Annotated in this window: 14 protein-coding genes; 11 read left to right on the forward strand and 3 right to left on the reverse strand. The window is 32.1% G+C overall.

All coding sequences use genetic code 11. The features are described 5' to 3' along the window. Nucleotides 1-16: 16 nt before the first annotated feature. From pth2 to ACKI5C_RS04880, 6 genes are all read left to right on the forward strand, one after another. The gene (gene pth2 / locus ACKI5C_RS04855) at nt 17-355 is read left to right on the forward strand and encodes an aminoacyl-tRNA hydrolase (protein ID WP_407432086.1); all 339 of its coding nucleotides are present in this window, start codon (nt 17-19) and stop codon (nt 353-355) included. Between the two features lie 45 nt (nt 356-400). Then, complete coding sequence (locus ACKI5C_RS04860) at nt 401-1069, forward strand: delta 1-pyrroline-5-carboxylate synthetase (RefSeq protein ID WP_407432076.1); 669 nt, start codon at nt 401-403, stop codon at nt 1067-1069. Between the two features lie 2 nt (nt 1070-1071). Then, nucleotides 1072-1233: a zinc finger domain-containing protein gene (locus ACKI5C_RS04865; RefSeq protein ID WP_292782670.1), complete on the forward strand. Its 162-nt coding sequence runs from the start codon at nt 1072-1074 to the stop codon at nt 1231-1233. Between the two features lie 18 nt (nt 1234-1251). Next, entirely contained in the window at nt 1252-1521 is a 270-nt protein-coding gene (locus ACKI5C_RS04870; RefSeq protein WP_296796133.1) for an elongation factor 1-beta, read from the forward strand. Nucleotides 1522-1617: 96 nt separating this feature from the next. After that, on the forward strand, nt 1618-2079 hold the full coding sequence (locus ACKI5C_RS04875) for a MarR family winged helix-turn-helix transcriptional regulator (RefSeq protein WP_407432077.1): 462 nt from the start codon (nt 1618-1620) through the stop codon (nt 2077-2079). A gap of 311 nt (nt 2080-2390) precedes the next feature. Beyond that, nucleotides 2391-3644 carry a tripartite tricarboxylate transporter permease gene (locus tag ACKI5C_RS04880; protein WP_407432078.1) on the forward strand — a complete coding sequence of 418 codons (1254 nt, stop codon included), beginning with the start codon at nt 2391-2393 and terminating at the stop codon, nt 3642-3644. Nucleotides 3645-3648: 4 nt separating this feature from the next. Here the strand turns inward: ACKI5C_RS04880 and ACKI5C_RS04885 are convergent, their stop codons facing one another. Next, on the reverse strand, nt 3649-4587 hold the full coding sequence (locus ACKI5C_RS04885) for a methyltransferase (protein WP_407432079.1): 939 nt from the start codon (nt 4585-4587) through the stop codon (nt 3649-3651). A gap of 104 nt (nt 4588-4691) precedes the next feature. On the opposite strand from ACKI5C_RS04885, the gene ACKI5C_RS04890 reads away from it, so the two are divergent. Next, nucleotides 4692-6131 carry a CpaF family protein gene (locus ACKI5C_RS04890; protein ID WP_407432087.1) on the forward strand — a complete coding sequence of 480 codons (1440 nt, stop codon included), beginning with the start codon at nt 4692-4694 and terminating at the stop codon, nt 6129-6131. 7 nt (nt 6132-6138) lie between these two features. Beyond that, the gene (locus ACKI5C_RS04895) at nt 6139-7020 is read left to right on the forward strand and encodes a type II secretion system F family protein (RefSeq protein ID WP_407432080.1); all 882 of its coding nucleotides are present in this window, start codon (nt 6139-6141) and stop codon (nt 7018-7020) included. A gap of 32 nt (nt 7021-7052) precedes the next feature. On the opposite strand, the gene ACKI5C_RS04900 is transcribed toward ACKI5C_RS04895, so the two are convergent. Beyond that, nucleotides 7053-7772 carry a DUF4012 domain-containing protein gene (locus ACKI5C_RS04900; protein ID WP_407432081.1) on the reverse strand — a complete coding sequence of 240 codons (720 nt, stop codon included), beginning with the start codon at nt 7770-7772 and terminating at the stop codon, nt 7053-7055. Between the two features lie 681 nt (nt 7773-8453). Between ACKI5C_RS04900 and feoB the strand changes: the two genes are divergently transcribed. From feoB to ACKI5C_RS04915, 3 genes are all read left to right on the forward strand, one after another. Continuing rightward, nucleotides 8454-10472, forward strand: coding sequence for a ferrous iron transport protein B (feoB, locus tag ACKI5C_RS04905; protein WP_407432082.1), 2019 nt, complete (start codon nt 8454-8456; stop codon nt 10470-10472). Nucleotides 10473-10581: 109 nt separating this feature from the next. Further along, nucleotides 10582-10812 carry a ferrous iron transport protein A gene (locus ACKI5C_RS04910; protein WP_407432083.1) on the forward strand — a complete coding sequence of 77 codons (231 nt, stop codon included), beginning with the start codon at nt 10582-10584 and terminating at the stop codon, nt 10810-10812. Nucleotides 10813-10849: 37 nt separating this feature from the next. Then, nucleotides 10850-11035 (forward strand): hypothetical protein, encoded by a 186-nt coding sequence (locus ACKI5C_RS04915; protein WP_407432084.1) that lies wholly within the window; start codon nt 10850-10852, stop codon nt 11033-11035. A gap of 14 nt (nt 11036-11049) precedes the next feature. Here the strand turns inward: ACKI5C_RS04915 and ACKI5C_RS04920 are convergent. Continuing rightward, nucleotides 11050-11668, reverse strand: a 619-nt coding sequence (locus ACKI5C_RS04920; protein WP_407432085.1) for an ATP-binding cassette domain-containing protein, incomplete at its 5' end; no start/stop codon positions are given.

Genomic DNA, 11668 nt, shown 5'->3' on the forward strand with positions numbered 1-11668 from the left:
CGAATTAAGTGATTTTATGAAACAAGTAATGGTAGTAAGAACAGATTTGAAAATGGGTAAAGGTAAGATTGCTGCCCAATGTTGTCACGGATCGATTGGTTCTTATAAAAAATCAAGTAAAGAAAAGATTAGAAAATGGGAAAATGAGGCTTATGCTAAAGTAGTTTGTAAAGTAAAAACTGCAGATGAATTATTTGCTTTAAAAAGATTGGCGGATGAAAAGAATATTACTAATTATTTGGTAGTTGATGCCGGAAAGACCCAGATACCTACATCAAGTGTTACAGTTTTGGCACTTGGTCCTGATGAGGATAAAATTATTGATGAAGTGACTGGTGATTTGAAACTTTTATGATGTAAGTATCATTTTAATAATGGCTATTTTTAATTAAACGCAGGTGTGATTAATATCATAAAACAGGTTGTAAAAATTGGGGGAAGTTTATTTCCAGATTATGCAATTGAACTTGCCAAACAACTAAAAAACACAGATTCATTAATTATTCTGGGTGGTGGTGAGTTTGCAAATCTTATACGCAAATATGATTCTACTCAAAGCTTTTCAGCAGAGGTAACTCATTATACTGCAATCGATTGTATGGATATAATAGCAAAGCTTGTTGATGATAAGGTCGATTCTACAAAGTTGGCGTTTTCAATTGATGAAATAAATGAAATTTTGGATGAAGGATTCACACCAATTTTTGTGGTGTCTGATTTTTTAAAAAAAGAGGATCCCTTAGAATGCTCATGGGATGTTACATCAGATTCGATTGCAGCATATGTTGCACATATTTTCAATGCGAACCTTTTTATAGTAACAAATGTAAATGGTATATATACCCAAGAACCGGAAGAGCCGGGTTCAACATTCATAAGTAAAATCGATGCATCAAAATTACTAACTTTTCAAGAGTCATCGATTGATGTAATGTTACCTTCTCTTTTATTAAGGTTTGGGACTAATTGTTATGTTGTGAATGGAAAGTTCCCTGAAAGGGTTTTATCTCTTATAGATGATAATATAAATGATTATAACTTCGATTACACACTAATAATAGGTGATTAAAAATGAAAACTGTAGAATGTATTTCATGTAAACAAGAAATCCCATTAACTGGTCCATTTGTTGAATTCGAATGTCCAGAATGTGGAGCAAAAATTGCAAGATGTGAAAAATGTCGTACCTTTGGTCACGCTTACAAATGTGAATGTGGATTTGAAGGTCCTTAGATAAATGGAGGAATTAAAATGGCTGAAGTATTAGCAACTATGAAAATTATGCCTGAAAGTCCTGAAGTAGACTTAGATGCATTAAAAGTAACTATTGAAGAAGGAATGCCTGAAGATGCTGAATTCCAAAATATTTCTGAAGAACCAATTGCATTTGGTTTAGTAGCTTTAATTTTAAATTTCACTATTGAAGATGGTGAAGGCGGAACTGAATCTACCGAAGAATTCATCTCAGGTTTAGATGACGTAGCCAGTATTGAAATTACTGGTATTGGAAGATTAATGTAAATATCTTTCAAATTCTTTTTTTATTTTTCATTAGAAAAATTGTTGCATTAAACAACATTTATATATTAGTTTATTCATATTGTTAATTGTGATAATATGGTGGGCTATGAAGAAATTATAAAATTTTCTCCTTTTGTTTTAAATCATTTGATTTCACTTAAAAAAACTCATGATTATTATTTAAATAAATTTATTGATAATGAAACTGAAATTTCATATTCTCAATATTATATGTTCATGTTGCTCTATTTTGAACCGGATGTTAACCAGTCAGATATTGCTAAGGCATGCTTTATGAACAGAAGTGGTGTATCAAGAGCATTCAGCGATTTTGAAAAGAAAGGTTTGATTGAGCGCAAAATTAATCCCAACAATAAAAGAGAGTATATTACTACTTTAACTGAAAAGGGCTTAAAAACAGCTAAATTATTGGAAGAAAAGGAAATCGAATGGGATAATATGATTTGTGAAGAGCTAAATATGTCTCGTAAAGAGTTATTACAACTTTTGTCAAAGGTATCAATGAGATCTTTAAGTTTCAATCGTGAAAATTTCTAGTCATGACAAAAATTGCTGTACTTTAAAAATAGTTATTTTATAAAAAAATATAAAAGATTATGGTGATTTAAACTGATTCAGTCATCACCATATAAGTATTCTAATTCTGATTCATCAATAAGGTCAGAACCGCATTCTTCACATACCATATTTGATGGATCATTTAAACAACCGCATACTGAGCATGTTATCATAACATCACCTCTTGTGTATATTTTGTGTATATTTATATATAAACCTTATTGCTTTGGAACAATTTTTATCAGTAACTTCAACAAGATTTAAAATGCATTTCATCTCTCAAAAAAGATATGATAGAATTAGTAATTGCATGTTTTATAGGAATAATGATAGGTACAACAACAGGTATGGTACCGGGAATTCATGTTAATACGGCAGGTGCAATTCTTTTTGCTTCATCAACTTTTTTATTGACTTTTTTAAGTCCGGAATTTCTTTGTGTGTTGATGGTTGCAATGTCTATTGCCCATGCGCTAATAGAATTCGTACCGTCGATGCTTTTGGGTGTTCCGGAAGAGGGTACAGCCACATCAATCCTTCCAGGTCATAGGATGGTATTGCAGGGTCGTGCTAAGGAAGTAATAAGAATTGTATGTGTAGGAGGTTTTGGATCGATAATTGTTACGATATTGATGCTTCCGATATTTGCATTTGCTTTGCCGATATTGCATGACATATCTAAACCGTTTACATGGATGATCCTGCTTTTTGCTTCAATTTATTTGACGTATTCTCTTACCAGAACACATCGTGACTTTTTGTGGTCATTATTGTTGTTTGTACTGTCTGGAATTTTAGGTTGGACGACTTTTCAAACACCAATATCTTCAGGTATTTCGTTAATGTGCACTTTTTCGGGATTGTTTGGTATCAGTACTATTTTATTTAGCTTAAATGATAATTCAACACTTCCCCATCAAAATTCTTTTTATGATTTGAACATAGATTTCAATAAATTTAAAAGTATTTTTGCCGGAGGAATAACTGGAGCTATTCTGGGATTCCTGCCGGGTTTTGGGCCTGCTCAGGGAACGGTCATAGCTCAGGCAGCAAGCGGAGCAAGTGATAATGAAGACGATGATACGGTTAATTTTTTGCTTGCAACTTCTGGATTAAACATTTCCGATTGTCTGTTTTCTTTAATGGCCATTTATATTATAGGAAATCCCAGAAGCGGTATTGCTGTTTACATGTCTTATTTGATTAGTGAAATGACTTTAAATCATTTGATTATCTATATTTTTGCTTCTCTTTTGGCGGTTTCGGTTTCACTGGTTTTGGCCTTGAAATTGGGTGATTCCTTTTCCAGATTAATGGGTGGTGTTGATTATAAAAAACTTTCCATTGCGGTAATTTTGCTTCAAATTGTAATACTGTTTATTTTTATATTTTATTATGGTGCGCCTGTTGGATATATGGTGCTGGCTTTAGTCACTTCGACTGCAATGGGGATGCTGCCTCATTATTTGGGGATAGGCAAGTCCCATTTGATGGGTGTTTTAATTGTTCCTGCCATTATTATCTATATGCAGATGTTTGTTTGAATAGCTAGATAATTAACACATTATCAGCTATTTTTTCTGCTTTTTCTATTATCTCTGATGCATCATCTTTTGGAAATGCATCAACAATACATAAATCTGCGTGATCAATTTCTAAATCTTCAAAGGCTTCATTATGTATTTCATAACCTTCATTTATGTTATTAACTTCAAGGGTTTCTTTTAAGTTTTCAATAGCTTCGGGATTTATGTCATTAAATATTACCTTTTCAAAGCCATATTTTAATAGGTAGGTTCCTATAACTCCGCTGCCGCACATTGCATCCACTGCAATTCCCTTTTCAATATTGTTATTTTTTAAATAGTTATGCAGTTTAACAAGTTTTGATTCCGTTGTTGGGGCAACTTCAATGTGGTGCTTTGACTGTTCCTTGTTAACAATTATTTTTTCATCAATTAATGTTCTCATAACATTGCTTTGCACATCACACCCTTCCAGGAGTTCAAAATGTTTAATTTCTGTGTTTTTATTAAGTTGTCCAACAGTTTCCTGTGGACTTCCTTTAAGCACTCCTTTTACTTCAGGAACCTCTTCAATTAATTTTAAAGCAGATTCTTTTGTAAAATCAGGATGCAGTAAAATTAATGAGTTTTCATTAATGAATTGTGGATTTAAACTGCTGTAGTAGAATTCGCTTAACGGTACTGGACTGTTTCGTCTAAGTGTTGCTTTTTCTGGAACGATTTCTTCCTCTATCATAATTTTTAAAATATGGCTCATAACTATATCTATTGGTCTTTTACCACAGGAACATTTCATATAATCTCCAGTAAGTTCATTAAAGTCAATTAAATCTTTCAAAGGACTGAATTTTTTAATTTGAATGTCTTTGCACTTTTCACATTCCTGCAAATTTTCAATTTTTTGACCTAAATTTTCAAAAGTCGTATAACAATTTTTTCCACAACTGCATTTTCTATTCATATTTTAATATTGTTTTTACTTTATAATTATAATTTCACTCGTAATAAAAATTTATTAATAAGTATTACTAATAGTATTCTTACAAAAAATTCTAAAAAATGGTGATTTCAATGAATGACATAAAAGACAGTAATGGTTTAATACCGACATATAAAGTTTTTAAACAGAAATATACTCCTGAAGAAAAAATAATTTTGTCTGAATTACGGGAAAATCTTGTGGATTTGGCAATATCTGCTGGAGAGAATTTTCAATTAAATGAAAATAAATTATTGAATGATATTAAAAATTTCCTGTTTTCACGAATATCATTTGAATCAGGAAACATTTCAAATGAATATGTAGAATCATTATCCCATAAATTGCTGCAGGATATTATAGGATATGGACAAATCGATTCTCTAATTCATGATGATGATTTGGAAGAGATAATGATAATAGGTATAAACAAGCCTGTTTTTGTATATCACAGACAGTATGGGATGATGAAAACCAATATTGTTTTTAAAGATGAAGAGGAATTAACTGACTTGATTGATGTGATGGCAAGACAGATTAACAGAAGAATCGACCAGGAATCACCAATCCTGGATGGAAGATTAATGGATGGCTCAAGAATTAATGCAACCATTCCTCCCGTATCTGCTGACGGTCCATCCCTAACCATTCGTAAATTTAAAAAAGATCCGTTAACTATTATTGACTTAATTAATTTTGGAACGATATCTGTTGAGCTTGCAGCATTTTTCTGGCTGTGCTTTGATGGATTAGGGGTAAAATCTGCCAATGCAATCATATCTGGAGGAACAAGTTCCGGTAAAACAACAACACTTAATGCATTGACAGCACTGATTAACCCGAAAGAAAGGATTATAACCATTGAAGATACATTGGAACTTCAAATTCCCCACGAACATGTTATAAGGATGGAAACAAGACCTTCCAACACTGAAAATAAGGGAGAATTAACAATGAATGATCTGGTTAAAAACTCGTTAAGGCAAAGGCCTGACCGCATTATTGTGGGGGAAGTTCGTGCAAATGAAGCAATAACACTATTTACGGCTTTAAACACAGGACATTCTGGTTTTGGAACCCTTCACTCTAATGATGCACGAGAAACCATAACGAGACTAACAAATGAGCCGATGTCTGTTCCGGAAATAATGATTACAGCTATTGATTTTATAGTTATGCAAAATAGGATTTATAGGCCTGATGGTGTTTCATATAGACGTATCAGTGAAGTTGCAGAAGTTGTCGGCATGGAAGAGGGCACAGTTCAATTAAATAAGATTTTTGAATGGAATCCTGAAACGGATATGATTGAGAATGTGAGTGTTGCTTCAAAGACATTGAATGAAATCGCTAAATTAAGTGGAAATTCGTTAAATGATTTATACAAAGAAATTGGTAATAGGCAATTGGTTTTACAGCATATGGTTAATCAGGATATACGTTCTGTTGGTGGTGTTCAGGCAGTTTTGGAATTGTATTATAAAAATCCTCAAAAGGTTTTAAATCAAATTCTTTTAAATAGGTAGTGATTTGATGTTCGATAAACTATTCATTAATGTTGGAAATATTATTTTAGTTATTTATAATTTCTTTATAAACTTTAAATTTCCATCATTCGATTTTTCCAAAAAGGGAGATGTTAAAGGAGTTGACATTTCAGAAATTCAAATAAAAGACAGTGACCGTTTCAATAAATTTAGAAGCAGATTTATCAATAATTTTTTATCTAAAAAGGTCATGGCCGTTTTACTGATATTTGTTTTAATTTTTTATGTTTTTATTGGATTAGAGATTTCTTTAATGTTTGTTGTTTTGTGTGGAATGCTTTATCTTTTCATGAAAATATATCCTCAGATGAAACAAAAAAGAAGTTATTCAGATTTAAATCTAGAATTGCCTTATGCATTGAGGCATATGGGTATTGAATTAAAATCCGGTAAGGGTTTGCATGATACATTAATTACAGTTGCAAATGCTAATTATGGATCATTTTCCCGAGAATTAACCCGTGTTTTAGAGCAGGTTCGCTATGGTGAGTCAACTGAAAATGCACTTATGGAAATGTCTGGTCGTGTTAATTCAGATGGACTTTCCCGCTCTGTCCAGCAGATAGTAGGAACTTTGCGTGTAGGGGGTAATCTGGCTAATAGTTTACAAATCATTGCTGATGATATTTCATTTGACATGCATGTTAAACTAAAGGATTACTCTCAAAGATTAAATGCATTTATATTGATTTATACTTTTGTGGCTATTCTGGCTCCTGTAATATTGCTGATTATGCTAATGGCAGCTTCCACAGTAATGGGGGATATCATTCCATCAAATGTAATAATGGTTATGTATGTGGTGTTATTCCCTATGATTGTTGTATTTATGGGATTATTAATTAAAAAATTAGAACCGGAAATTTAATAGATTTGAAATCTATTAAATTTGGTTTTTTGTCATTTCAGTATGTTTTCAACACCCTTGGTTGCTAATAGCCCAACAAAGGATCCTTGTGGAGTCATCACAATATTTCCTTTGGAATATTCTTTCAATGCAACATTTACCATTGCATTTTTCTTATCGGGGTTTGTTGCAGATTCAGCTACTGCACGTACAATATCTAATACCGCATCTCCTCTTGATTGGCCATCGTTAGCCTGTTCTTCACGAATAATGTCAATACCGCTTGCATTAACTTTTGTTCCATTAATATTTAGGGGTGATGCAACTCCAAGTATTCCATCCAATCCTTTACTGTTAATTGCTACAACCGCATCTATTGGAATTTGGGTTTGATATTCTACAATTTCCTTTGCAAGTTTCATAGATTTTTCATTGTCGCTATACCAAAATGAATCGTGGAGTAATAGTTTTGGTCCCGCTCCCTGGGCCTGTCCCTCTGCGGGCTCAGTAGCATTTGGATGCGTCATTCCATGAGGATATATTGCTGTATAATTCTTTATTTCTCCATTTTCTATCCTTACAATGAATGCCATATCACATGCACCCATTCCAGGTCTTGGTTCACTTTCATCAATAGCGCAAACTAAAATATTTCCAGTTCCTGAAGCCAAATCACTTCCTGTATTAACTAAAAAAATACCTGCAATTATAGTAATAATTCCTATTAAAAAAACAATTAATATTGCAATAATAATTTTTTTCTTTCGATTCATATGGCTACCTACAATTTTATTAATTAATATTTATTTTTTCTTTATTATTATTTAAAAATTTTTATATTATTGTAGTTATTATAAAAAATAGTATTTAATAATTTAATGACAATTACAGCCAAAGAAAAATGTCCAGATTCTTTTCAATATTCTTTTCGCAGTGTTTTTTTCTTCACCTGCTTTTTGACAACATTCTTTTGTATTGACCATTTCAATCACTTTTTAAATAGAATAGGTGAAAATTAAATATGATAATCATATTTAATTTTCGGAGAGTAGTTATATGTGTTATTAAATTAGAAAAGAGAGATAAACTAATTTAATAATAATCGGAGTGTGGTTTGTGGTTTTTAACCAATAACACATTAGTAATATTGAATTAGATACCTTTTGTGTATCTATTTCTTATCACTAATTATAAATTATGTATCCATCATATATAAATGTTATCCTATTTTTTAGGATAACCTAAAATTTTTCTATAAAGTTTGGTATGCCTAAACATTTATATACAATCAATAATAGAATTTATATTAAGTTTAGGTTAGCCTAATATTTGGATTTTTTTAAGTTAGTTGAAACTAGACTAAAATGATTTTTTTATTATGGGGGAATGGATATTGAGATTAAAAAGTTTTAATATCTTATTTTAAATTTAAAAGTAAAAATGGAAGATAGCTAATGAAAAAATTAATTGTAGGATTAGCAGGTAACCCTAATGTAGGAAAAACATCTGTTTTCAATCAATTAACTGGTATGCATCAGCATGTAGGAAACTGGCCTGGAAAAACTGTTGAAAGGGCAGAAGGTAGTTTCAAACATGGTGACTATGAATATGATATAATTGATTTGCCGGGTAATTATGCATTAAGTGCCCATACTATAGAGGAAATTGTATCAAGAGATTTTATTGTTGATGATAACTCTGATGTAATTATTAATGTGGTTGATGCAGCTAATTTGGAACGTAATTTATACTTAACTACTCAAATGATGGAATTAGGTGCAAATCTTGTTTTGGCACTTAATATGAATGATTTTGCTAAGAAAAAAGATCATTTTATTAATATTGAATTGGTAAGTGAATTACTTGGTTTTCCTGTTGTTGAAATTAACGCTAAAAATAAAGACGGTTTTGATGAATTGCTGACAACTGTGGAGAAAGTTGCTGCAAATCCTATTGATTCAAGTATTAAGCTGTCCTACGGAGATGAATTAAAACAACATTTGGGCGAACTTCAGGTGATTATAGAACAGGATAAAAGTTTATGTGATGTTCCGTCCATATGGACTGCAATTAAGTTACTGGAAAAGGATTCCATTGTTATCGAAAAAGTCCAGAAATCCAGTATTTCTTCAAAAATCATGATGGAAGTTGACAAAATTGCAAAGCATCTCATTGATATTTTTGATGAAGGTGCAGAAGAGGTTATTGCAAATGCCAGATATGCATTTATTGATGGTTTGATGGCCGAAGCCGTTGAAAGGCCTTCTGTAGAAAAAGAAACTACCTCTGACAAAATTGATAAAATTGTTACGAATAGGATTTTGGCACCGTTCATATTTATTTTTTTAATGTGGTTAATGTTTCAGTTAACCTTTTTGATAGGAGACCCTTTTGAACAGTTGATTAATCAGGCATTCAACATGCTTGGAAGTTGGGTTGCTTCTTTCATTTCTAATTATTATCTTAAAGCATTTATTTGTGATGCTCTTATTGGTGGGGTCGGTGGTGTTATCTCATATCTGCCGATTATTTTTATGATGTTTTTATTTTTAAGTATTTTGGAAGATTGCGGTTATCTTGCAAGAGCAGCATTTACACTAGATATTGTGATGCATAAAATTGTTGGGCTTCATGGTAAAGCATTTATTCCTATGATTTTAGGATTCGGTTGTGGTGTACCTGCTATTATGGCAACCAGAACTTTAGAAAGTGAATCTGATCGTATACTTGCAATGATGCTTGTTCCGTTCATGTCATGTACTGCAAGACTGCCAATTTATGCTATTTTTACTGCAGCATTCTTTTCTCAACATAAAGGAACCATAATGCTTTTAATGTATGGATTGGGTATTGTTGTTGCACTTATTGTTGCTGCTATTTTTAAGCGAACAATATTTAAAGGAATGTCTTCTCCATTTGTCATGGAACTTCCAACATATAAGTTACCTTCATTAAAAGGTGTTTTATTACACACGTGGGAAAAGGCTAAAGGATTCTTGAAAAAGGCAGGTACTTTAATTCTTGTTTGTTCTATGGTATTATGGGCTTTGAGCATATTCCCTATGGGTGTAAACTACGGATCAGGTGATAGTTATTTGGGTATGATTGGAAATGCAATCGCTCCGATTTTCACTCCATTAGGTTTTGGAACATGGCAGGCGGCTGTGGCAATCATCTCAGGTTTGGCCGCTAAGGAAGTAGTTGTGGCATCATTCGGTACTATTGCGGGTATGGAAGAAATTGATGAGGAGGGTATGAGTCCATTTTTACATGACCTTTTCACTCCATTATCTGCATTTTCATTTATGGCATTTACTTTATTGTATACTCCATGTATTGCAACTATCGGTGCAATCAGGCAGGAAACTAACAGTAATAAATGGCCAATAATTATGTGTGCCATTACTTTAACAACAGCTTATGTTGTTTCATTCCTGATTTTTAATGTTGGAACATTATTGGGTTTTCATTAACTGATGATTTGTTTTTCCAATTATTTTAAGATTTTTTGGTATAACTAAATATTTATATAATACGAAGTATAAAGTTAAGTATACCTAAAAATTATTTTGTTTTGGTGATATGATGAAAACATTAAAAGACACAAAACCGGGAGAAACAGTCACTCTTGTTAAATATCATAAAACCGGAGACATTAATTTGAGAAGACATTTATTGGGAATGGGTTTTGTTAAAGGAGCTAAAATTACTGTTAAAAAAGTAGCTACTTTGGGAGATCCTATTGAAATGAGTGTAAAAGGCTATGATGTTTGTCTTCGCAAAGAGGAAGCTAAAAATATTGAAGTAGAATAGCTTCAATCTTTTCTTTTTTTATTTAAAGGCGTTATCTATGAAATGTAGAATGTGTGGCTTTGAATTTGATGAAAATATGTTAGAAAACCGTGGATGCACAAACTGTGGAAAATTTGATAATTGCAGTCAGGTTCACTGTCCCAATTGTGGTTTTGGAAATCATCCTGAACTTGAAGAGGAATTTGATTTCATAATTAAATTGAAAAACAGATTTAAAAAATGAAAATCTATACTTAACTATTTTGTTCTTGTTATCTCTTCAACAACTTCATCTATAGTAATTTTTGTTGTATCAACATCATATCCTTTTTCTTTTAGGCGATATAATATTTCAGTTGTTATCGGAGCTTTCAAGTGGGCTGTCTTTAATAATTCTTTATTGGAAAAGATTTCATGTTTGTCTCCACTTGCAAGGATTTCTCCTTCATTCAAAACGAAGATTTTTTCTGCAAATCCGTTTACCATTTCTATGTCGTGGGATGATATTACGATACTCATTCCCTCTTTGTTTAAGTTATTTAAAATGTTTAATACTTTATCAACACCTTCGGGATCCAACCCTGCTGTCGGTTCATCAAGTATCATTATTTCAGGCCTCATAGCTATTATTCCTGCAATAGCTACTCTTTTTTGCTGACCTCCGCTTAGGTGATGTGGTGTTTTATCTCCGTATTTTTCCATTCCAACTAATTCTAATGCTTCATTAACACGTTTTTCCACTTCTTCGTAACCTAAACCTAAATTCATTGGACCGAATGCAACATCCTCTTTCACTGTTGGTGCGAATAATTGGTCATTAGGGTCTTGAAATACGATTCCGACTTTTTGTCTAACTTCTAAAAGTGTTTTTTTATCA

The sequence above is a fragment of the Methanobrevibacter sp. genome, assembly GCF_045646045.1.
Lineage (GTDB): Archaea > Methanobacteriota > Methanobacteria > Methanobacteriales > Methanobacteriaceae > Methanocatella.